We start from the raw sequence: 22,577 nt of genomic DNA, 5'->3' as shown, positions 1-22,577 counted from the left end.
ATCCTCGGGGCGTGTGCGTGGGTCGGTCGAGCTTACCCACATGCGGGTGGGGCGCGCATGAAGGTGGCGCACGACGTGGGGCAGCGGTGATCAGCCGGCCTTGTCGCCAGCCTTGTGCGCGATCCACGCACCGATCACCGCCGAGAAGTACGGGATCGACTGCGCGCTGAGGATGAAGATCCACAACGTGCCTTCGATGTAGCGCGTACCGAAGCCCGTGGCCATGCCGATCACGCACAGCACCAGCGCGATCGCCATCAGCAGTTCCTCGCGTACCGGCGCGAACGCGGCGAAGCCCGATTCGCCCAGCCGGCGGCTCTTGGCGGTCACCACGAAGGATGTCTTTTCGCGCGTCAGCCCGTGCAGGATGCCGCGGGCGATCGAGTGCGAAAGGCCCATGCTGGCCAGCGAGGCCATCAAGGTGTCGTACCAGCTGCACGGCACGCGGGCGCGATACAGCACGATGCCGAAGATCGCCTTGGCGAAGAAGAAGCCGATCACCGGGATCAGGAACAGCTGCATCGGCAGGCTGAACAACTGCGGGAACGCCACCATGCCGGCGGTCCAGAAAATCGCCATCAGGGTGAAGATCAGGTGCAGCGCATCGGCAAACCAGCTGAACCAGCCGGTGAGGAAGTGGAAGCGCTGGCCGGCCGTGAGCGGGCCGCGCTGCGTCATCCAGTTCCAGCGACCCTTGAGGATCTGCATGGCGCCGAACGCCCAGCGATAGCGCTGGCTCTTGTACGCCTTGAAGTCGGCCGGGGTCAGACCCTTGCCCATCAGTTCGTCGACGTAGACCAGTTCGTAGCCGGCGTGCATCAGGCGCAGGCCCAGCTCGGCGTCCTCGCAGATGGTCCATTCCGACCAGCCGCCCGTGCCTTCCAGCGCGTTGCGCCGGACCATCGTCATGGTGCCGTGCTGGATGATCGCGTTGCGTTCGTTGCGGTGATGCATGCCGATGCGGAAGAAACCGTCGTATTCCCACGCGGTCATGCGGCGGAAGGTGTTGTTCTCGAACTCGCGGTGCGCCTGCGGGCACTGCACCACGGCCACCTTCGGATCATGGAAATAACCGGTGAGCGAGGCCAGCCAGTCGGCGCGCACTTCATAGTCGGCGTCGATCACCGCCACCACGTCGGCGGCCGGGTCGGTTTCCTTGAGGCCGAAGTTCAGCGCGCCGGCCTTGTAGCCGGGCCACGGCTCCAGATGGAAGAAGCGGAAGCGCTTGCCCAGCTTCTCGCAGTACGCCTGCACCGGCTTCCACACGTCCGGGTTCTTGGTGTTGTTGTCGATCACCAGCACTTCGAAGTTGGCGTAATCCAGCGCGGCCAGCGAATCGAGGGTGACGATCACCATCTCCGGCGGCTCGTTGTAGCAGGCCAGGTGGATCGACACGAACGGCTGCTTTTCCGGCGGATCGGGCCGCAGCATGCCGGCATGACGCATCCATTTCCGCCGCCACAGCACCTCGGTGAACTCGAAACCGTTGATCAGCAGGATCGCCAGGATCGCGATCTGCGCCGGGAACAACAGCACCAGCATGGTCCAGTCGACCCAACTGAGATAGAAGTTGAACGGCAGCGTGGCGGACCAGGTGATCAAGCCGCAGGCCAGCTGGATCAGCATGCAGAAGAACAGCCGCCCCATCAGCTTGAAGCGGCTGAAGCGGCGCGCGAACAGGATCATCGGCAGCAGCGCCAACAGGCTGGCCGCCAATGCCTTCCATGGCCAGGCGGTGTCCTCGGTGACCGGGCCGGTGAACGGGAATTTCAGCTGCCGGTCGGCGTTGAACATGCCCCAGTACGCGCCGGTGCGGCCTTCGCCCAGGCCTTCCTTCCACGGCTGGTCGAACGCTTCCATCACGTAGTAGTCGATGTTCTGCTCGCGCGCCGCGTTGAACCACTGGCGCAGGAAGATCGCCTCGTTCGACACCGACGGCGTGGCGTACTGGAAACGGTCGCCGTTGGACGGCCAGCCGATCTCGCCCACCACCACCGGCTTGTTCGGATACAGCTGGCGCAGGTGGTTGTAGCGTGACAGCGCGTCGGCCAGCGCATCCTTGCGGTCGATGCCGTTCCAGTACGGGAACAGGTGCACGGTGATGAAGTCGACGTGCTGCACCAGCTCGGGATACTTCTCCCAGATGTGCCACGGCTCGGCAGTCGACACCGGCTGGTGCAGCGACGCGCGCACGCGATCCAGATAGGTCATCAGCTGCTCGGGGCTGATGTCGTTGCGCAGCAGTACCTCGTTGCCCACGATCACCCGATTGATCGTGCCCGGGTAATGCCGGGCCTGGGCGATCAGGGTGTCGATTTCCTTCTCGTTGTTGTCCAGCCGCCGGTCGATCCAGGCGCCGGCCATCACCTTCAGCCCCTCGCGCTCGGCCAGCCGCGGCACCTGCGGGTTCTGCAGCATCGAGTAGGTGCGCACGCGCGAGGTGTACTTGCTGACCAGCTTGAGGTCGCTGTCGATCTCCTCGTCGCTGGGGAAATCGCTCTTCAGCGGGCTCTGGTAGCGCTGGAAGGCCGACAGCGCGAAACCGCCGATCTTGCCGTGCCAATCCTCCGGCCCGTGCGGCAGGTTGCCCCACCACCACAACCCGATGTTCATTGACGCCACGATCAGCGCCAGCACCACGGCGGAGAGCAACGGAAACCGGCTGTGCTGCTTTGCTGCGTTGGCGCTCAAAGAAAAACCCCGGAGAAAGCCTGCGCAACAGGCGGTAAAGCCCACGGAGCTTAACCAATGGATGGCATCGGGCTCAATAAAGATCGTCGAGGGTGGTCAGCGGCAGGTCAGGCGGGCGCCGTTTTTTCCGCCGGTCAAGATCGTCGTAGCGGCGCTTTCGACAGTGACCATGGCGGCGGGGGCTACCGCAGCGGAATCGCCACGTGGACGCGCAGGCCGCTGCCAAATGGCGAGTCGAGCAGTTCGATGGTGGCGCCATGCAACTGGGCGGCGCGCTGCACGATCGACAGGCCCAGTCCGAAGCCGTCGCCGTGGCTGCCGGCTTCGCGATGGAAGCGGGCGAATACGCTGGCGCGGCGTTCGGCGGGGATGCCGGGGCCGTCGTCGATGACGTCGATCAGTGCCATGCCCGGGCCCTGTTCGATCGCCAGCTGCACCTGGCCGCCGCGCGGGACGTGGCGCAGCGCGTTCTCGACCAGGTTGCGCAGCAGCGCCGCCAGTGCGGCCTCGTAGCCTTGCACGGGCACGCGCGGTGTCAGCCGCGCAAAGCTGAGATCCACCCCGCTGTCGGCGATCACGGCCGACAACTCCTCGATCACGTCCATGGCCACGGCGACCAGGTCGACGTTGTTGCGTTGACCCGATGCCGCGCCGGCTTCCAGCCGGGCCAGCGCCAGCAGTTGTTCAATCCGCCGCGCCAGCCGCGCGATGCCGTGCTGGGCGCTGCTCAGGCCGGTTTTGAGCTCGGCAGGATCGGTGGCGATCATGGCGCTTTCGAGGTTGATCATGGCGCTGGCCAGTGGCGTGCGCAGTTCATGCGCCACGTCGGCGCTGAAACGGCGTTCGCGTTCCAGTGCGTCCTCCAGTCGCGCCAGTTGCCCGTTCAGCGCGGTGAGTACCGGCTGCAATTCCTGCGGCGCGGCGGGTAGACGGATCGGTGCATGGCTGCCCGGTTCCCGGGTCGAGAGTTCGCGGGTCAGGGTTTCCAGTGGGCGCAGCCCGCGCTTTACCGCCCAGCCCACCAGCCAGGCCAGCAAGGGCAGGCCGATCAGCAACGGCAGGCTGTGTTCCAGCCATACCGCACGCATGATGTCGTTGCGGCTGTCGTAGCGCTCGCCGGTGCGGATCACCACGTGGTCGACATCGTCGCGCAGGGTGAATATGCGCCATCGATAGCTGCCCTGGCGCACGTCACGGAAATCGGCGTCGGTATCGTTCGGTGGTGGCAGGGTCGCGATATTGGTGGTTGCCAGCACGGTGCGGCCGGCGTGATCGAATACCTGGAAGCCCACTTCGGATTCGTAGGTTCGATGCTGCCGGGGCTGTTGGGTCTGGCTGACCTCGATCGGCACCAGCATGCCGGCGCCGTCGCGGCCTTGCAGCGCGGACAGGCCGGCGTGTTCGATCAGCACCTGCAGGGTACGTGCCGATTGCGCCAGCCGGCCGTCGGAAAGCTCGTCCACCTCGGTAATCGTGCGCTGGAAGCTGAATACGCCCAGCGGCAACAGCACCGCCAGCAACACGAGGATGATCAACAGCCGCAGTCGGCCGTGCAGGCTTGCCGGTTTTCGTGGACGGGTCGATGTCATTTGGGTTCGCGCGGAATCATGTAGCCGAAGCCGCGTACGGTCTGGATGGTGTCGAAGCTGAGCTTGCGACGCAGCGTGTGCACCAGGACTTCCAGTGCACTACTGCCGACGATGTTGTCCAGCCCGTACAGAGAATTCTCCAGGCTCTCGCGGCGCACCAGTCGTCCGGCACGCTCCATCAGGATCTGCAGCAGGGCGAATTCGCGCTTGGTCAGCTCCACCCTTTCCCCGCGAAAGCTCACCTCGGATGTACCGAGATCGAGGCTCAGCGCACCGGCCTCGATACGGTTGGCCGCCAGCCCTTGCGCGCGCCGGGTCAACGAGCGGATGCGTGCCGCCAACTCGTCCAGATGGAACGGTTTGACCAGGTAATCGTCGGCGCCGGCATCGAGACCGCTAACCCGGTCGTCCAGCCTGTCGCGTGCCGTCATCACCATCACCGGCGTGGTGACGTGGCTGCGGCGCGCTTCGGTCAGCACCTCCATGCCGTCCTTGCCGGGCAGGCCAAGATCCAGCAACACCAGGTCGGCGGTCTGGTCGCGCAGCGCGCTCAGCGCCTCGCGGCCGTCGCGCAGCCAGGTGACGGTATAGGCCAGACGCTCCAGCGCCCGCGCAATGGCGGTGCCGAGCTGGGTATCGTCTTCCACCAGAATGATGTGCACGGCGTTCCCTTCGAGGTCAGGTCCGCGAACCGATCCGCGGCAAGCATGACATGTCGCCGGATTATCCCGGGCTTCGCTTACGAAGGGCTTAAAAGTGTGCCGCACCTCGCAGATGCCTGTGGGAGCGACTTCAGTCGCGATGCTCCTGCGTCAGACATCAGAGCATCGCGACTGAAGTCGCTCCCACAAGGACCCTCGAAAAACCCCAGCGCATGTGTGGTCACATCACGTCGATGAAGCTGTTGATCGACAGTCGTCCCACTATCGGATCGGGCGGCGGAATGTCGTGATTCTCGATGCAGGCCGAGTGCAGCGAGTTGCGCCGATAGACCAGCATGCGGTTGAACACGGCATCGGCCTTGGCGGTCTGTTCGAACAGCGCGGTGTCGCCATTGATATAGCCGGGGGCAGGGGCGTCGGCACCCTGACTTTCCGCTTCGAGCTGACGGAAATAGGCTTCCCTGCGCCCATCGTCGATGGACTCGAAACCGGTCTGGCGGTGGCGGTAGAACGCGGTGCCGCCCCAATGGCCGTGAAACAGGTAATGCACGGTTGCCAATCCGTCGCTGCCGGTCGAATCGATATGCGGTACCCGTTGCAGGAACTTCAATTCCTGCGGAGGCGTGGCTACCAGCGAGTAATGGCACATCGAGAATTTGAAGCGCCCGGGTTGCATCCCGAAATGCTCGGGCAACAGCGGATTGAGTACCGATTCGAGAAAAGGCGAATACATGGCCGGAGCCCGCGTACGCGGGCCCGGAAAATAGTTGCTCCGGAGATCGAAGGGACGCCGCGCGGCCTTGCGGACCAGCCGTTCGGGATCAGCGACAAGATGGTCGATGACCAGCAGGACCGCACCTTCGTTGCCGAAGATGCGTTTCTCGATGCGCATGTTGGCATGGCGTTCGATCAGCATGATGAAGGTCCCGGAGGTTGTGAAAAAAGCCACTTCCCGTGGCTTTTTTTCCAATGGCGCGTCCGGTACATGCCCGAACGCGTGCACGCGATTTCGTCACTTGCGCGATCAATCCGCGCTCGGGCATCGGGCAACTGCTCCGTGCGTTGCCTCAACTCGGGCATCGGGCAACTGCATCCAAGCGTTGCCTCAACTCGGGCATCCATGCCCTCGCCATGCCCTTGCCTTGCCATGGCCGGAGTTGAGCGGTTGAAAAAGCCGACCTCTCAGCCCAACCGGTGCATGTCCCAGATACCATCCGGCGACTTGCAGTAGCGATCGATGAACTCCTGTTGCAAGGGCAGCAGCGGCAGCGTGCGGTCGATCGGCCCGCGGATACTGTCGAGCAGGCGGCGCAGGTCGGCGTCGGATATCTCCCGCGTTACCGGGTGATGCTGGTTCGGCATGATTTCCTGGCCCAGCAGGACGTGCATCCACGAGGTGGTTGCGAACAGTTCTCCCTGGTCCTTCCAGACATGCGCGCGGTCACGCCAAGCGTCGATGCGGATCTGGAGGGAATCCGGCAAGGTCATCTCGCGGCAGTCCTTCCACATCTTTTCGTCGCGCTGGTTGGCGTGGTAGTGCAGGGTGATGAAGTCACGCACGTGTTCCAGTTCGCCACGGCAAACGTCGTTGTAGCGCTTGACCAGCGAATCCGGGATGCCTTCGGACGGGAACAGCTCAACCAGCAGCATCACCGCGCTCATCGCCAGGTGGATGCTGGTCGATTCCAGCGGCTCGATGAAACCACTGGCCAGGCCCAACGCCACCACGTTCTTGTTCCAGGCCTTGAGCCGGCGACCGGTGCGGAACTTCACCTGCCATGGGTCCCTGACCGGCTCGGCGCCAACATCGTGCAACAGCTTGGCGCGTGCCTCGTCGTCGGACATGTAACGGCTGTCGTACACCAGTCCGCAGCCAACGCGGTGCTGCACCGGGATGTGCCAGCGCCAGCCCGCTTCATGGGCGATGGCGCGCGTGTACGGCACCGGCGACGGGTCGACCGAACGGGTCTGCACCGCAATCGCGCGGTCGCAGGGCAGCCAGTGGTTCCAGTCCTCATAGCCGGTTTTCAGCGTCTGCTCGATCAACAGACCGCGGAAGCCGGTGCAATCGATGAACAGGTCGCCTTCAATGACCTGGCCATCGTCCAGCACCAGCGCTTCGACGTAGCCACTGTCGGGATTCTGGCGCACTTCCTTGATCATGCCCTCGATGCGGTTGATCCCGTAACGCTCGAATTTCTTGCGCAGGAACTCGACGTAGAGCGCGGCATCCATGTGGTATGCGTAGTTGATTTCCGGGTTTTCGGTCAGCGCGAATTTGTCTTCCAGTGCCGCCATCGCTTCCAGGCTGAAATTGCCCAGATCCGATTTCATGCCACGGCGCAAGCTCTCCAGCCAGTACTGCTGGAACCCGGCGACCAGCGTGCCTTTGCCGGTGTTACCGAAGGGATGGATGTAGCGATGGCCTGGCCGGACGAAGTTTTCGAACGAGATGGCCAGCTTGAAAGTGCCGGCTACCGCGCGCAGGAATTCCTGCTCGTCGATGTTCATGAACCGGTGGAAATTGCGAACCGGCGGCACGGTGGCTTCACCCACGCCGACGGTGGCGATCTTGGACGATTCGACCAGCGTCAGTTCGATCTGACCCTGCAGCTGATACGCCAGCGCGCTCGCCGCGATCCACCCCGCCGTGCCGCCGCCGGCAATAACCACCTTGCGAATTCTGTTGTCACCCACGTCTACCCCTCCCCATTTGGTCGTACTGCATTTTCCCCGCTTTTGCGGGGATCCGTATTACTTGAGACGTTTTGCCGCGCCCGCTCTAGGGCGGTTTGAAGCGCCCGTCGACATCGATGGCGTTCATCGGTTGAGCCGGTCGATCAGCATGGCACGCAGCCGCCGGATCCCGGTTTCGTCGAGCGGCCCCAGCGCACCGCGTGCCCCCTCGGGCAGGTGTTCGCCGGCGCGCTCCGACGGCCCGAAAACGTAGTAGTCGAAGACCTCGTGCCAGGCGCGTTTCTCCTGCTCGGGGCGGTCGCGGATGGCCCACAGCGCGTGGTAAAGCGCGTGCATGGGTGTCGGCACATAGTGGGGCACGCTGCTCCACCAGTAGTTCACCAGCACGTTGAATGGCTCGAGGCCTTCCACGTGGTGCCACCACATGTTCGGGATGAATATCGCATCACCCGGCTCCAGCACGACGCTCTGCGCCGAGGCAAGGGCTTCACGGAAACGCGGGTACTTCTCGTAATCGGGTGCAGCAAAATCGACGACGCTGACGGCCTGGCCCCCCGGTGTCGGTTCCAGCGGTCCGGGATACAGGTTCTTGATCTGTTCCGGCGGGAACAGCGTGAATCGACGGCGACCTACGGCGTTGCAGGCGATATTGTTCATCGCGTCGTAGTGTGCCGAGGCGATCGTGCGGTTGCCGATCCAGATGCGTGGCGGGGCGTCGATGCCGCTGGCCGCGAAATTCAGATCGTCGGTATCGCGCAGGCCCGGCAACAAGGCGTCGACTGGCGCCGAGGCCATGTACCAGGTAGGCGGCTGCGGGTCGTCCAGATGTGCGCCGATCTCGTCAATGAGTTCGGTAAGCGTGCCGCGCAGCACCTGGCAATTGATGGCGGTGAAGTCGTCGTTGTAAAACACGCGTCCGGCGATATCGGACGCGCCGTAGGAGTATTGGATCGGTCGCTGATTGTAAAAACGGGCCAGGCAGGCCGTGACGTCGCTCGTCGAGCGCTGTCCTGCCTGCGTCAGCTGCCAATCACGCACCAGCCCGCGCAGTACAACGGGTTGTCCTGCTTCGAGCAATTCGTCGACAGGAAGTGCGTCGGCGCGAACATCCGATCGCTCGCGGACGCTGGCAACTAATTCCCTCATGGCAATCAACCCGCGTTGGCGGCGACTGTCTCCTGGCTCAGGCGGCGCTGCTTTTCGGCCATCAGCCGGCGCATGTTGTGCATCGAGGCCAACACCAGGTAGGCGCCCTCGAGATAACCCGAGCGATGCAGCGAATGCAGCGATTCCGCGTCCAGGGCGGCCAGTCGTTCGCGGTCGATGCCGAGCAGGCCGGTGACGTTGGCGCCGTGCTCGTTGTCGAACTTGATATCAAGCGTGAGGGGCTGGATCAGGTCAAGGGAATCGAAGGCTGCATACATGGCCTTGCCGCCTTCCATGCCGTCGCGAATGCCGCGCAGCATCGTGGTGACGTGTTCGAGGTATGGGCTATGGCCACCCTGGGGAAGAAAAGCCGCTTCGCCTTCTTCAAAGTTGACGCGCGGGTGGTCCAGATCGACGTTGATAACCGCTTCGTGGCGTAATTCGCCGTCGACGTCCTGCTCCTGGAAACCAATCAGGAAAGGGCCGCGCGCAATGTGGGCGGGCAAATAGGTCGCTTTCCATTGTTCGCCGTCGAGAAAAAGATTTTCGTTGACGCCGAAACCAAGAAGAACCACTGACTGGTATTCACCGTCCTCGTTCTTGCGGAAGAAGATCGGGTATTCGCGCACCAGCTCGGCATATTCAGTGGGGTAGGCCGGCACCATGCCGATGTCATCCCCATAGGACGCCCCAAAGCGGGTGGCAACGCGCAGGTCCTTGTGCGCCACATTGTTGAGCATTTCGTAACGTGCCATTCGGCTCCCCCAAGGAATTGCTTTTGCACACTTATTTTGAATCGTTGTCAGCCTTCGATCTTACCGCAGGCGGCACAAAAAAAGGGGCCACTGCAAGCAGTGGCCCCCGTTTTCTACGCTACTGACGCAATCAGAACTTGTAGCGAACACCAAGCCCGTAACGCGGCTTCTGGTCAACCACTCGCACGAACTGCTTGGCCGTACGCCCACGCCAGCGCACGTCTTCGCCGGTCAGGTTGATGCCTTCGAACTGGAACGACAGGTGATCATTCAAGTTGTAGTTCACGCTCAGGTCGATCTGGTGGTACTGATCGACGTAGGTCGGGTTGGTGGCAGAGGCTGCCGTCAGGAACTGGGCACGCCAGTTGTAGGCCAGACGTACGGAGAAGTCATACTTCTCGTACATCAGCACGGCGTTGGCGCTGTCACTGAGGCCGGTCAGCGCGAACTGATCGACGCTCGGGTCGCCACCATCGTTGTAGTGAACGTCACCATCGACCTTGGTGTAGTTCGCCAGGATGCCGAAGCCGGTGTCACCCAGGAAGTACTGACCACCAAACTCCCAACCATGCAGCATGGCGCTGTGCACGTTGGCCGGCTTGGAGACCTTGTAGATGTACAGCGGGTCGTCCGGGTTGGCGGTAACGTCGTAAGCGCTTTCCAGGGCCAGGTTCTGGGCATCGGTGCCGTTGAAATCGGCCAGGCCGCCGTTCCCCAGGCCGCCCTTGCCCTGGGCGTCGATCAACGCGATTGCGTCGAACAAGGTCGTGTCGTTGACCTGGCAGGGAGCGCCCGCCTGAGCGGTGCACTGGGCGCTGTTCAGGAAGGCAATTGCCTGCTGCGCGCGCGGTCCGGAGGTCGGGTCACGCTGGCCGTACAGGCTCTCGTTAACCACCGAGGTACCGATGAAGTTGTTGACGCGCTTGTCCCAGAACGTTACCGACACATAGCTGGACGGTGCGAAGTACCAGCCCAGGCCAAGGTCGAGGTTGTCGGAGCTCAGCGGCTTCAGGCTCGGATCGTTGTCGTTACCGGTAGCCTGCGACGCGGCATTGACCAGGATGGAGCCGCTCGGGTTGTTTACGCCAGCGCCCGCGTACAGGTTGCCGTACGGCGCACGTGCAATGGTCTTGCTGTACGAAGCGCGGCCCTGCAGCGAATCGGTGAAGTCGATGCTGAAGTCGATGTTGGGCAGCAGGTTGCTGTAGCTGCCGCTTGCGCTGACGGGCTGCACCGTGGTGCCGCTCGGGTTCTGGAAGTCGTTGTTGGACAACCAGAGAATCCCGCTCGGCAACGCGACCTGCGAGTTGGAGCTCACGTCGGTCTGCTCGTAGCGCATGCCGAAGCGCGTGGTGGTCGGCAGGTCGCCCAACTGGCCTTCCAGCACGAGCTGTGCGTACACCGCCTTCGTGTTCTCGATCACAGTGTTGTCGGCCGACAGGGTCTTGCTGACCTGGTAGTTGGTACCCGGGTACTGGCTGACCGCAAACTTGGCCAGAGCGTCGGCGTTGCCGATCCAGGTGCTCTGCGCGATGCCCTTGGTGCTGAAATCGTCGAACAGGCCGGCCGTGTTGACCTGGTGGACGAGACTGTCCGCCAGATCCGGGTAGGCGCCGGCATCGTTCACGCTCCAGTCGCCCATCGCCTGGTAGTTCTGGGCCGCCTGGGTGCGATGCAGCTTGGTCTTCATGATGTCGGCACCGAACTGGAACCGACCGTTGTCGAACTCCAGCTCACCGCCGAACTTCGCTTCCTTGACTTCGGTGGTCTGCGCCTGTGCGTCGATACGTACGGGCTGAATGCCGAGGTTGTTGACGCCGAACGGCTGGTTGACCAGGCCAGGACCGCTGGAATCCGTCGTCGGGTACCAGGTGCGCGTGGCAATGGGTAGGCTGTTGTTGAAGAAGAATTCCTGGGCCCACGAACCGCCGCATTGCGGGCCGGCGGCGCAGTTGTTGGTGCCAGCCAGGCCCACGGCAGTGGCGCCGCCACCGGTCAGCCCGTCGTTGGGCAGGCTCTGGCTCTTCGCATCGTGCAGGTCAAGCGTCAGCTTGAGGCTGTCGGTGGCCTGCCACTCGGCATTGAAGCCGATATCGTCCAGCTTGTACTTCTGGCGGTTGGTCTGCTGCTCCATGCCGAAGTCTTTGGTCTGCACGACGTCGCGGATGTACGTTGGCGTAGCTACCGCACCGCTGGTGTCGAACGTGACGTCGCTGAAGCGCTGCTGCTGCAGCCACATCGACTGCTCGCCGCGATTGGAGTCGAGATCGTACCGCGAATACAGGTAGTCCAAGGTCATGGTCAGGCCGTCGACCGGAGCCAGCTGCAGCACGGCGTGAGCGTTGGTGCGCTTGCTCTCGAAGTCGTTGACCGCATAACGAATGTCGTTCGGCATGCCGTAGAGCTGGCCGATAGCCGGTGCATTGGTGACGTTGGTGACGGGACCCTTGGTGGGGTCGAAGTTGAAGCCGTTGGCCGCCCCAGTCCACGGCTGGATGGCCCAGTTGTTCTCGGTCGCTTCCACCGCACCACCGTGACGCTTGGCGAAGCTGGCATCAAGACCGATACCCCAGGTCTTGTCCGGGTTCGCGTAGCTGAAGTTGCCCGAGAATTCCGGCTGGATACTGGTATCGAACGGCTGCGACTTGTCGAGCGTGGCCTTAGAACCGACCGAGCCGATGAGCTTGCCGCCTTCGTGATTGAACGGGCGATCGGTCCGGATGTCGATGGTGGCACCAATACCGCCGCTGGCGACGTCGGCACGACCGGTCTTGTAGACCTCCAGCGAGCTGACACCGTTGGGCGACAGCTGGGCGAAGTTGAACGAGCGCGTACCGCCGTTGACGCCGCCGATCGGCACCTGGCCGGCAGCACCGAAGGCATCCGCGCCGGGAACGGTGCGGCCATCGATGGTGATCAGGTTGAAGTTCGGGCCGAAACCGCGAACCGTGACCTGCGAGCCTTCGCCGTTGCGGCGGTCGATCGACACGCCGGTGATGCGCTGCAGCGATTCGGCCAGGTTGGTGTCCGGCATCTTGCCGATGTCTTCGGCGCTGACCGCATCGACACCGCCGATGGCGTAACGCTTGATGTTCATCGACTGTTCGAGACTGTTGCGCACGCCGCTGACCGTGACGGTCTGCAGCGTGGTCAAGTCTGGCTTTTGCGACTGCTGTGCCGCCGGTGCGGCCGGCTGCGCGTCTTGCGCGTAGAGCGGGTTGATGATGACGGCACCACCAACGATGGTGAACATCACCTTCGACCTGAGATGCTTAAACTTGTTGTGGTTCATTCGTGTGCACTCCCCTTCCAATTAATTGAACTCAATAGCAAACAATGGTGCGTGCGAAGTTTCTTATCCACGTTGTGGGTCCACCCACTTCATGGCCTTCAACCAAGTTCGCGCCACCGAATTCCGGTCCGGCATTCAGGTGACTGCTGGTTGACCAATAGACGTTTCCATCCCCGAAACGCCTGCGGACGCTGGTCCGCCTTTTCTGCCTCCCTCGGACTCCCCGAACAACCTCAGTCGGACGCCCGCGGGCACCCTTTGTCCCATTGACTCGCCCACCGAACGCCTATGTGCGTTGGACGGGTTGCGAGTGCAGTTGATGTTAGCGTTAACATCTTTATCACAGCCCACATGCCCTGTCCAGCGCCGTGGGGCTCGCAATCGAGGCACGCGGAACGCCAGCGCCGAGGCTGCCGGAGCTGGTGACACTTGCTGCCTCTGGCGCAACAGGGTGGGTGGAATAGCGATGCCTCATTTCCGGTGGGTTCCCCGCGAATGCACTGCCATGACGGCTGCCATGACGACGGTGTACATGAGTGTGACAGCGCTGTCAATTTTTCGTAATATGGCCTTCGGGAATCCGCATGGCAGCGTCGATCAGGGGATGATGCCGAGCTGATATATGCATATGCCAAATGGTTATGCCGGCAGCTTCGGTTGAACCCGGGAATAGGGCATTCATTGATGGGTACCAGGGGAGGTTGCCGATGAGGGCTCGCATCGAGGACGTGGCGCGGGAAGCCGGGGTATCCCCGAAGACGGTTTCGCGCGTGCTCAACAATGAGCCGAACGTCCGGAATGAGATGCGCGAGCGCATTCTTGCGGCGGTGGAGATGCTCGGGTATCGCCCCAACCCGTCCGCGCGCAGTCTCGCCAGCAACCGCGCGTTCCTGGTTGCCTTGTTGTACGACAACCCGTCACCCCATTACGTCATGGAAGTGCAGCAGGGGGCGCTGGAGGCGTGTGACGCGCATCAGTACAGCATGATGGTTCGGCCGCTCGTATCGGGTGCGCCCGATTTCGTCGAGCGGGTGGACGTGTTGATATCGCAGTTCAGGCCGGATGGCCTGCTGTTGACGCCACCTATCTGCGACCATCCGGCGTTGCTGGATATGCTCCGCACGCGCAATGTCCCCTGGGCGAGTATTTCGCCCAAAAACTACACCGAGGGTGTGGGCGCCACGCTGGACGAGCGTTCGGCGTCCTGCGAAATGGTGCTGCACCTTGCGTCGCTGGGACATCGGCGGATTGCCCACATCACCGGGCACCCGACGCATGGTGGCAACGTGTGGCGCTTGCGCGGTTATCGCGACGGCCTTGAGCAGGCGCACCTTGCCTACGATCCGGAGCTGGTTGTCGAAGGCCGCTTCTCTTTTGATTCGGGAGTGGCGGGCGCGCGTCGTCTGTTTGCCCTGGAACACCGGCCCACGGCGATTTTCGGCGCCAATGACGACACGGCCGCGGGCATTCTCTGGGCTGCGGCCGAACGGGGGCTCAAGGTGCCGAAGGACCTTTCCGTCTGTGGCTTCGATGACATTCCGCTTGCGCGCCAGGTATGGCCGGCGCTGACCACGGTGCGGCAACCCAGCCAGGACATGGGGCGGATCGCGGCGATGCAATTGCTGCGCACCATCAAGAGTGGAAAGCCGGGCCAGATGGTGTCGGTGCCGTATACGTTGCGCTTGCGGCAGTCCACGGGCGTGGCGCCCAGACGCGTGCGCCCCTGACGCGAGGAAGTTCGCCCGGGCGTTTTTCGGAACACGCCGCGCCGCGCCGCGGTTGATTGACAGCGCTGTCACATTCGGCAAATACTCGAACGGATACGAGGTCGTGTGGCAATCACGCCATGGCGCACAGCTGGGGAGAGTCACCATGCAGCTTGTCTTTCGTGATCGACGGGTGTCGATCAAACGGGCTTTCACGACGGCAGGAGCGCTGGTCTGCGCTTTCACCGTGGCCAGCGCCTGCAGCGCGGACGTCAAGCCCACACCGACCGATGGGGTGCACTCGGCCGTAGTGCACCCGGATGCATGGCCCAAGGTGAAGTGGCCGTTCGCGCACGATGCGGCGCTGGAACAGCGCGTGAAAAGCCTGCTGGCGAAAATGTCGGACGAAGACAAGGTAGGCCAGATCATCCAGGCCGACATCGCCAGTGTTACCCCGGACGAGGTGCGCAAGTACCGCCTCGGCTCGATCCTGGCCGGTGGCAACTCCAAGCCCGGCGGCAAGCTGTCCGGCGGCAAGGCATGGCTGGAATTGTCTGACGCGTTCTATCACGCGTCCGTCGACACTTCCGACGGCGGCCTGGGGATTCCCGTGCTGTTCGGCGTGGACGCCGTGCATGGCCACAATGATGTGGTCGGCGCCACGATATTCCCGCAGAACTCCGCGTTGGGTGCGATGCGCGATCCCGCGCTGGTTGCCGAAATCGCCGCCGCCACCGCCGAGGAGGCGCGTGCGACGGGCATCAACTGGACGTTCGCGCCCACGCTCACCGTGCCGCAGGATGATCGCTGGGGCCGCGCGTTCGAGGGTTATTCGGAAGATCCGGCCGTGGTGGCGAGCTACGCCGCCGCCGTGGTCGAAGGCTTGCAGGGCAAGCCCGGCAGTGCCGACTTCCTCGACAATGCGCACGTCATTGCATCGGCCAAGCATTTCGTGGGCGACGGCAGCACCAAGGACGGCAAGGACCAGGGCGACGCCGAAGTCAGCGAGGAGAACCTGCGCGACGTGGCCTCCGCCGGCTATCCGCCGGCCATCGCCGCTGGCGTGCAGACCGTCATGGCGTCGTTCTCCAGCTGGAACGGCGAGAAGATGTCTGGCCACAAGGGCTTGCTGACCGATGTGCTGAAGGGGCGCATGGATTTTCAGGGCTTCGTCGTTGGCGACTGGAACGGCCACGGCCAGGTGCCGGGCTGCACCAATGAGGATTGCCCGCAGGCGATCAATGCCGGCATGGACATGTTCATGGCGCCGGACAGCTGGCGTGGGCTGTACAAGAACACGCTGGCGGAAGTGAAGTCCGGGGTGATTCCGATGTCGCGGCTGGATGACGCGGTGTCTCGCATCCTGCGCGTAAAAATGCGCCTGGGCCTGTTCGACAAGGGCTCACCGTCCTCGCAGATTTCGGACAACCCGTCTTATGCCCTGGGCAGCCCGGAGCATCGCGCCATCGCGCGACGCGCGGTTCGTGAAACGCTGGTGCTGCTGAAAAACCACAACGGCATCCTGCCGCTGAATCCGAAGCAGCGGATCCTGGTGGCTGGCGATGGCGCGGACAACATTCCCAAGCAGTCCGGTGGCTGGACCTTGACCTGGCAGGGCACCGGCATCACCAACGCCGATTTCCCGAATGGCCAATCCATCTGGGGTGGCATACACGAGCAGGTTGTGGCCGCCGGTGGTACGGCGCAGTTGTCGGTGGATGGCAAGTACACCCAGAAGCCCGACGTTGCCATCGTGGTCTACGGCGAGAATCCGTACGCCGAATTCCAGGGCGACATTCCCAACCTGCTGTTCTCGCCTGGCGACAGCAGCAATCTGGACATGATCAAGCGCCTGCGCGCGCAGGGGATTCCGGTGGTGTCGGTGTTCCTGTCCGGGCGGCCGTTGTGGGTGAACCCCGAAATCAATGCGTCCAACGCGTTCGTGGCCGCATGGCTGCCCGGTTCCGAGGGTGGCGGCGTGGCCGACGTGATCCTGCGTACTGCCGCTGGCGCGATCGACCACGATTTCCACGGCAAGCTGGCGTATTCGTGGCCGCGTACCGCCGTGCAGACGCCGCTCAACGTGGGCCAGAAGAACTACAACCCGCAGTTCGCGTTCGGTTATGGCCTGACCTACAAGGACAAGGACACGCTGGGCACCTTGTCGGAAGTTTCCGGCGTCAAGGACAGTGTCGTTGCACCGGGCCTTTACCTGCAGCGGGGCAAGCCTGTTACCGGGTTGGCCCTGCAATTGACGGGTGCCGATGGCACCAGCGTCGACGAGGTCGTCGCACCGGCACGTTCGCGCGACGGCAGCATTCGCATCACCGCCATCGACTACCAGGCGCAGGAAGACGCCCGTCGTGTCGAGTGGTCCGGCGCTGGCGCCGCTTCGGTGGCACTGCATGCGGCATCGAAGCTGGATCAGGATCGCCAGACCAATGGCGACGTTCTGCTGGTGACCACCATGAAGGTGGATGCGCTGGCTCCGGGCAAGATCAGCCTTGCCGTGGCTTGCGGTGACAAGTGTGGCGCCAGCGTACCGCTGGATGCCATGCTGGCGGCGCTGCCCAAGGGGGAATGGCTGCGTGTTGGCGTTCCGCTGAAATGTTTCCGTGAGGCTGGAGCGGACATGACGAAGATTGACGTACCGTTCCGCCTGCAAAGCGCGGCCAAGGCCACGCTTTCGATTGCCCGGGTGGCACTGGGTACGGACGTGGACAAGCTGGTGGCTTGCCCCACCCATTGAGGCATCCAGTCGCGCGTGCGGGGCGTGCGACTTTTTCCGCTCGACCGCAGCGGCAGATCCATCTGCCGCCTGCATAAGAACAATCCATAGAAGTCGAACGTTTATCGAATACGGGGAATGACATGAACGCTATCGCTGAACCGCTCAACGCGCGTCCGAAAACCACGGTGATATTCACCTGCGCGCTGGCCGCGTTGGCCGGGTTGATGTTTGGCCTGGACATCGGCGTGATTTCCGGCGCCACCCAATTCATCCAGGCGGAATTCCAGATCACCGACCACGTGATCGAGTGGATCGTCAGCTCGATGATGCTGGGCGCGGCGATCGGCGCGCTGGGCGCGGGCTGGATGTCCGCCACGCTGGGGCGCAAGCGCTCGCTGATCCTGGCTGCCGTTCTGTTTGTCGTCGGCTCCTTGCTCAGCGGCGGCGCGTGGTCGCCGGAAACCCTGATTGCCGCCCGCGTGCTGCTGGGCCTGGCGATCGGCATAGCCAGCTTCACTGCGCCGCTGTACCTGGCCGAGGTGGCGCCGGAGAACATCCGCGGCTCGATGATCTCGCTGTACCAGTTGATGATCACCACCGGCATCCTGGTGGCGTTCCTGTCCAACACCGCCTTCAGCTACAGCGGCAGCTGGCGCTGGATGCTGGGCATCATCGCGATTCCCGGCGTGCTGTTTCTGCTTGGCTTGTTTTTCCTGCCGGAAAGCCCGCGCTGGCTGATGATGCGGGGTCGCAAGCAGATGGCGACCGAGGTGCTGCAAAAACTGCGCGGTGACGCCGAGCATGTCAGCCATGAAGTGGCCGACATCGAGGAGCAGTTGCGCATGCCGCAGAAGGGTTGGCACCTGTTCAAGGAGAATGCCAATTTCCGCCGCTCGGTGGGTCTGGGCGTGCTGCTGCAGGTCGTTCAGCAGCTCACCGGCATCAACGTGGTGATGTACTACGCGCCGCGGATTTTCCAGGACATGGGCTATGACACGGCCGCGCAGATGTGGTTTACCGCAGCGGTGGGCCTTACCAACATGCTGGCCACGTTCATTGCGATTGGTTTCGTCGATCGTCTGGGCCGCAAGCCGATCCTGTACGCGGGTTTCACCGTGATGGCGATCGGCCTGGGCCTGGTGGGCACGATGATGCACCTGGGCATCACCACGCATGGTGAGCAGCTCTTCACCGTGGCGATGCTGCTGATGTTTATCGTGGGCTTCGCGATGTCGGCTGGTCCGCTGATCTGGACGCTGTGCTCGGAAGTGCAGCCGCTGAAGGGCCGCGATTTCGGCATCGGCTGCTCCACCTTCACCAACTGGATCGCCAACATGATCGTGGGCGCCACGTTCCTGACCTTGCTCAACGGCATCGGCAACGCGGCCACCTTCTGGCTGTACGCCGCGTTGAATGTGGTGTTCATCCTGATCACGTTCTTTCTGATTCCGGAAACCAAGAACGTCACGCTGGAGCATATCGAGCGTAACCTGATGGCTGGCAAGCCGCTGCGTCACATCGGCCAGTAAGTACGCCAAAGTTCATCGTTGAAAGACAAAAGGCCCCGTACGCGGGGCCTTTTGTCGTCTGCTTCCGGTCCGGCGCCGCTTCAGTCAATCGTCGTCAAATCCCGTATAGCCGTCAGGGAAGATCGGCGTACCGTCGTCTTCGAGGCCCGACATGTCTTGCAACGCCTTGGCTGCCGCGGTTTCAGCCACATCGCTGGTCCGGAAACTGCGGTTTTCGCAGATGGCGTAGTACGCGGGGAAACCGCTCCTGCGCGGGGTGACCGCGAGATAGGCGGTATAGCGCGAACCTTCCAGCGTGGCGCCGGAGCGTACCGTGAAGTTGGGGAACTCGCGTTCGGCCATGGTTCCTGTCCCGATGAAAACCCGCAGTGTATAGCGCGCCGCCAGTGCGTCATCATGGCGGGATGACTGGTGATGACTGTTCCGTGCCGCGCATCGTGCTGGATACCAATGTGTGTCTGGACCTGCTGGTGTTCCGCGATCCCGCCTGCACGCCGCTGCACGACGCCTTGCAGCGTGGCGCGGTACACGCCATGACCCGGCCGGATTGCCGCGATGAATGGCTGCGCGTGCTGCACTATCCGGGCTTGCCGGTCGATGACGACGCACGACCGGCACTGATCGCCGCCTTCGACGCCTTGAGCCACCTGACGCCCGCGCCGCTGACCCCCGCCGTCGCGCCTTCGTTGCCGCGCTGCGCCGATCCCGACGACCAGAAATTTCTGGAACTGGCACTGGAGACGGGAGCGAGGTGGCTGCTCAGTAAGGACAAGGAGTTGCTGAAGCTGGCCAGCCGCGCCCAGCGCGACTGCCGGTTTGCGATCCTGCAGCCCCACGCGTGGTCGCTGGTTGAACCGTCGCCCCATGTGCCCGATCACGTGTCGTAACCGCACCTTGCCGGAGAGATGTGCCGATGCTCGTTCCCCACACCATCGACTGCCCGTATTGCGGCGAGTCGATCGATATTTTTCTCGATGCCTCGGTTCCCCATCAGCGCTATATCGAGGATTGCCAGGTCTGTTGCCGGCCGATCACGCTGGATGTGAGCGTGGACGAGGAGGGCATGCCGAGCGTCCACGTCAGCGGTGAAAATGACGCCTGAGCGAACGACAGCGCGCCGTTCAGTCCGTCGTGTCGATAACGCCGATACCGCCGGCATGCAGCGCGTCGCGTGTGGCGTCATCGCTCTGCGGAGTGACCGGGCGGCTGAGATCCCACAGCAGGCGGGCACGGAATCCCAGCGCGACGGCGTCCTGCACGGTCCACAACACGCACACGTCGCGCGCCAGTCCGCAGACGTGCACTTCGGTGACACCACGGTCGCGCAGCCAGCCGGCCAGCCCGGTGCTGGGACGCTCGCCCTGCGGGCCGTGATTTTCGCGAAACCCGCTGTAGGAGTCGACCTCGCGATGACTGCCCTTGCGGATCACGACATCGGCGGCCGACCAGTCGATGCCCGGGTGCAGCGCGGCGCCCGGCGTGCCCTGCACGCAATGATCCGGCCACAGTGTCTGCGGCTGGCCATGCAGCAGGATCTGGCCGAACGCCTTGGTACCCGGATGCGAGCTGGCGAAGGAGGCGTGCCCCGAAGGGTGCCAATCCTGGGTGGCCACCACGTGGCGATAGAGGCCGCGCCGCAGCAGTCGATCGATACCCGGCACGATGGCGTCGCCCTGGTGGCACGCCAATGCGCCGCCGGGCATGAAGTCCGGCTGCACATCCACGACGATCAGCGCGGTATCGGCAGGCATGAAGGGTTTCGTCGCATGGTTGGACACAATCACGGATTCTAGCTTGGGTCCCTGGTTTGGCCGATGGGTGCGTGAACCGGCAGGCATAATGCGACAGCCGATCATTCAAACGGAGCCGAAATGCAGTATGACCAAACGTGGATGGGCTATGGCATCGTCGGTGGTTTGCAAGCCGGCGCCATTGCCGCCCTGGCCGCCACGCTCCTGTTTGGGTTTTTCCACTGGTTGGGTCGCCGCAACGGATGGAGCTACGGCCCGCAGATCGGCTGGACCTTTCTGTCGGCGGCGGTGCTGACGGTCAGCGGCGATCTGTGGAATCTGTTCTATTTCAATTACGCCCAGCTGCAATCGTTGCAGTTGCTGAAGGCCAAGTTGGCCATGGTGCATGATCCCGACGGCATCGGCCTTCGGGTGCTGTGCGAATTCCTTGGCGTGGGGGTCGGCATCGCCGTGGGGTGGCTGTTGTCGCCGCACGGTGGCCTCGGTCATTTTCGCCGCAATAAATGACCTTACCCGCTGGCTTGATTGCAATGGCGAGCCGGGTTTTCGGCGCACAAAAAAATCCCCGCATGGGGCGGGGAAAGCGGATGCGGGGAGGTTGAAGCATCCACGACAGTTAGTGTCGCCGACGGAATATCGAACGAGCGTTCAAATACTGTAAAAACGGTGTTTATCCGCGAAGATCCTGAGACTTTGCGCACACTCCGGCCCCCTGCCTGCTATCTGGCGACCATGGCCGCTGACGGACTTGCTCCGGGCCGCAGCGGAGTCTTCGGCCGCAAACGCCGCTTCCGCGACGTCGCGCATGGAAGCCCGGCGGGGCGGACCGCCGCTTCGCATCCGGCTCCAGTATTCTTGCCGCCATGCCCACCTTGCCCCGCATCGCTACCGACACCGGCTACAGCTTCGGTGATGAATTGGCCGCCAGCATCATCCACGGCGTGGGCATCGTGCTCAGTATCGCGGGGCTGGCCATCCTGGTGGCCTTTGCCGCCCTGCACGGTGATATCCGCGTGGTCGTGGCCAGCGCGGTCTATGGCGCCACGCTGGTGTTGCTGTACACCGCGTCCACGCTTTATCACTCGATCCCGCTGGCATCCGCCAAGCCGACGCTGCGGGCGCTCGACCATATTGCGATCTATCTGCTGATTGCCGGCACGTACACGCCGTTCACCCTGATCGCGATGCCCGATCCCTGGGGCTGGCGCCTGTTTGCGGCGGTGTGGGCGCTGGCGTTGCTGGGCAGCGTGCTGGAGCTGGGCCTGCTCAAACGCTATCACCGGTGGGCAGTGGTGCTGTATGTGGGCATGGGCTGGATAGGCGTGGTGGCCTTCAGGCCGTTGAGCGAGCACCTGCAACTGGGGGGCACGCTGTTGCTGCTCGGCGGTGGCCTGGCCTACACCTTGGGCGTGCCGTTCTATCTGTGGCGGCGGTTGCCGTATCACCACGCCTTGTGGCACGTCTTCGTGCTGGCCGGCAGCGTGCTGCATTTTCTGGCGGTGGTGCTGTACGTGATTCCGGATGCGGTGGCCTGACCCGGTTCAACCAAACAGCAGGGCCAGCCCGAACAACCCCACCATCACGAACGAAATCACCAGCTTGACGAGCGTGCCGAACAGCAGGCCAAGCCAGGTGCCGACACCCACGTGTGTGGCCCGCAGCACGCTGTTGCCCGAGGCAAGTTCGCCGATCAGGGCGCCGGCGAAGGGGCCGATCAGCAAGCCCGGGATACCGAAAAACATGCCGACGACCGTACCCAGCGCCGCGCCCCACAACGCCCGCCGGCTGGCGCCGACGCGTTTGGCGCCCAGCGTGCTGGCGACGAAGTCGACCGCGATGCCGGCAACGCCGAGCGCGCCGATGACCACCAGCCACCAGACGCCAATATGCCGGTAACCGTCGACCGCCGCGGCCAGCCAGATGCCGCCGAACACCATCGGAATACCCGGCAGCACGGGCAGGATCGAGCCGAGCAGTCCACCGACGATCAGTGCGGCGGCCAGAATGTACAACGCCAGTTCCATCAAA

18 protein-coding genes are annotated in these 22,577 nt (G+C 63.3%); 7 read left to right on the top strand and 11 right to left on the bottom strand.

What is annotated here, in order from left to right; translation table 11 throughout:
* Positions 1 to 90 precede the first annotated feature (90 nt).
* From UU9_RS04430 to UU9_RS04395, 8 genes are all read right to left on the bottom strand, one after another.
* Entirely contained in the window at positions 91 to 2,691 is a 2,601-nt protein-coding gene (locus UU9_RS04430) for a glycosyltransferase (RefSeq protein ID WP_007080520.1), read from the bottom strand.
* A gap of 182 nt (positions 2,692 to 2,873) precedes the next feature.
* Positions 2,874 to 4,280, bottom strand: coding sequence for a sensor histidine kinase (locus UU9_RS04425; protein ID WP_007080519.1), 1,407 nt, complete (start codon positions 4,278 to 4,280; stop codon positions 2,874 to 2,876).
* Positions 4,277 to 4,942: a response regulator gene (locus UU9_RS04420; protein WP_007080518.1), complete on the bottom strand. Its 666-nt coding sequence runs from the start codon at positions 4,940 to 4,942 to the stop codon at positions 4,277 to 4,279. The genes UU9_RS04425 and UU9_RS04420 overlap by 4 nt, the downstream gene beginning before the upstream one ends.
* Positions 4,943 to 5,162: 220 nt before the next feature.
* Positions 5,163 to 5,858: a DUF6445 family protein gene (locus tag UU9_RS04415; protein WP_040670236.1), complete on the bottom strand. Its 696-nt coding sequence runs from the start codon at positions 5,856 to 5,858 to the stop codon at positions 5,163 to 5,165.
* Between the two features lie 266 nt (positions 5,859 to 6,124).
* The gene (locus tag UU9_RS04410) at positions 6,125 to 7,639 is read right to left on the bottom strand and encodes a tryptophan halogenase family protein (protein ID WP_007080516.1); all 1,515 of its coding nucleotides are present in this window, start codon (positions 7,637 to 7,639) and stop codon (positions 6,125 to 6,127) included.
* A gap of 123 nt (positions 7,640 to 7,762) precedes the next feature.
* The gene (locus UU9_RS04405; RefSeq protein ID WP_040670235.1) at positions 7,763 to 8,785 is read right to left on the bottom strand and encodes a cupin-like domain-containing protein; all 1,023 of its coding nucleotides are present in this window, start codon (positions 8,783 to 8,785) and stop codon (positions 7,763 to 7,765) included.
* Positions 8,786 to 8,790: 5 nt separating this feature from the next.
* Entirely contained in the window at positions 8,791 to 9,540 is a 750-nt protein-coding gene (locus tag UU9_RS04400) for a SapC family protein (protein WP_007080514.1), read from the bottom strand.
* A gap of 130 nt (positions 9,541 to 9,670) precedes the next feature.
* Complete coding sequence (locus tag UU9_RS04395; protein WP_156804185.1) at positions 9,671 to 12,793, bottom strand: TonB-dependent receptor; 3,123 nt, start codon at positions 12,791 to 12,793, stop codon at positions 9,671 to 9,673.
* A 746-nt stretch (positions 12,794 to 13,539) separates the two neighbouring features.
* Here UU9_RS04395 and UU9_RS04390 point away from each other — a divergent pair.
* The 3 genes from UU9_RS04390 to UU9_RS04380 all read left to right on the top strand — a co-directional run bounded on the left by UU9_RS04390 (position 13,540) and on the right by UU9_RS04380 (position 18,798).
* Entirely contained in the window at positions 13,540 to 14,559 is a 1,020-nt protein-coding gene (locus UU9_RS04390; protein WP_040670234.1) for a LacI family DNA-binding transcriptional regulator, read from the top strand.
* 145 nt (positions 14,560 to 14,704) lie between these two features.
* On the top strand, positions 14,705 to 17,287 hold the full coding sequence (locus tag UU9_RS04385; RefSeq protein WP_007080511.1) for a glycoside hydrolase family 3 protein: 2,583 nt from the start codon (positions 14,705 to 14,707) through the stop codon (positions 17,285 to 17,287).
* A gap of 122 nt (positions 17,288 to 17,409) precedes the next feature.
* The gene (locus tag UU9_RS04380; RefSeq protein WP_007080510.1) at positions 17,410 to 18,798 is read left to right on the top strand and encodes a sugar porter family MFS transporter; all 1,389 of its coding nucleotides are present in this window, start codon (positions 17,410 to 17,412) and stop codon (positions 18,796 to 18,798) included.
* A gap of 84 nt (positions 18,799 to 18,882) precedes the next feature.
* On the opposite strand, the gene UU9_RS04375 is transcribed toward UU9_RS04380, so the two are convergent.
* Positions 18,883 to 19,140, bottom strand: coding sequence for a hypothetical protein (locus tag UU9_RS04375; RefSeq protein WP_007080509.1), 258 nt, complete (start codon positions 19,138 to 19,140; stop codon positions 18,883 to 18,885).
* A gap of 62 nt (positions 19,141 to 19,202) precedes the next feature.
* On the opposite strand from UU9_RS04375, the gene UU9_RS04370 reads away from it, so the two are divergent.
* Both UU9_RS04370 and UU9_RS04365 read left to right on the top strand, forming a co-directional pair.
* On the top strand, positions 19,203 to 19,685 hold the full coding sequence (locus tag UU9_RS04370) for a putative toxin-antitoxin system toxin component, PIN family (protein WP_040670232.1): 483 nt from the start codon (positions 19,203 to 19,205) through the stop codon (positions 19,683 to 19,685).
* Positions 19,686 to 19,711: 26 nt separating this feature from the next.
* Positions 19,712 to 19,900: a CPXCG motif-containing cysteine-rich protein gene (locus tag UU9_RS04365; protein WP_007080507.1), complete on the top strand. Its 189-nt coding sequence runs from the start codon at positions 19,712 to 19,714 to the stop codon at positions 19,898 to 19,900.
* Between the two features lie 19 nt (positions 19,901 to 19,919).
* Here the strand turns inward: UU9_RS04365 and pncA are convergent, their stop codons facing one another.
* Positions 19,920 to 20,549, bottom strand: a complete 630-nt coding sequence (gene pncA / locus UU9_RS04360; RefSeq protein WP_007080506.1) for a bifunctional nicotinamidase/pyrazinamidase — start codon at positions 20,547 to 20,549, stop codon at positions 19,920 to 19,922.
* A gap of 120 nt (positions 20,550 to 20,669) precedes the next feature.
* Between pncA and UU9_RS04355 the strand changes: the two genes are divergently transcribed.
* Together UU9_RS04355 and trhA are read left to right on the top strand one after the other, a co-directional pair.
* Positions 20,670 to 21,056 (top strand): hypothetical protein, encoded by a 387-nt coding sequence (locus UU9_RS04355; protein WP_007080505.1) that lies wholly within the window; start codon positions 20,670 to 20,672, stop codon positions 21,054 to 21,056.
* Positions 21,057 to 21,412: 356 nt separating this feature from the next.
* Positions 21,413 to 22,084, top strand: a complete 672-nt coding sequence (gene trhA, locus UU9_RS04350; RefSeq protein ID WP_007080504.1) for a PAQR family membrane homeostasis protein TrhA — start codon at positions 21,413 to 21,415, stop codon at positions 22,082 to 22,084.
* A gap of 6 nt (positions 22,085 to 22,090) precedes the next feature.
* Here the strand turns inward: trhA and UU9_RS04345 are convergent, their stop codons facing one another.
* Positions 22,091 to 22,573, bottom strand: a complete 483-nt coding sequence (locus tag UU9_RS04345) for a DUF456 domain-containing protein (RefSeq protein ID WP_007080503.1) — start codon at positions 22,571 to 22,573, stop codon at positions 22,091 to 22,093.
* Between the last annotated feature and the right edge of the window lie 4 nt (positions 22,574 to 22,577).

This window comes from Rhodanobacter fulvus Jip2 (genome assembly GCF_000264315.1).
In the GTDB taxonomy this organism is placed as follows: Bacteria; Pseudomonadota; Gammaproteobacteria; order Xanthomonadales; family Rhodanobacteraceae; genus Rhodanobacter; species Rhodanobacter fulvus.
The sequence above is the reverse complement of the archived record's forward strand: the minus strand, read 5'-3'. Positions and strand labels throughout refer to the sequence as shown.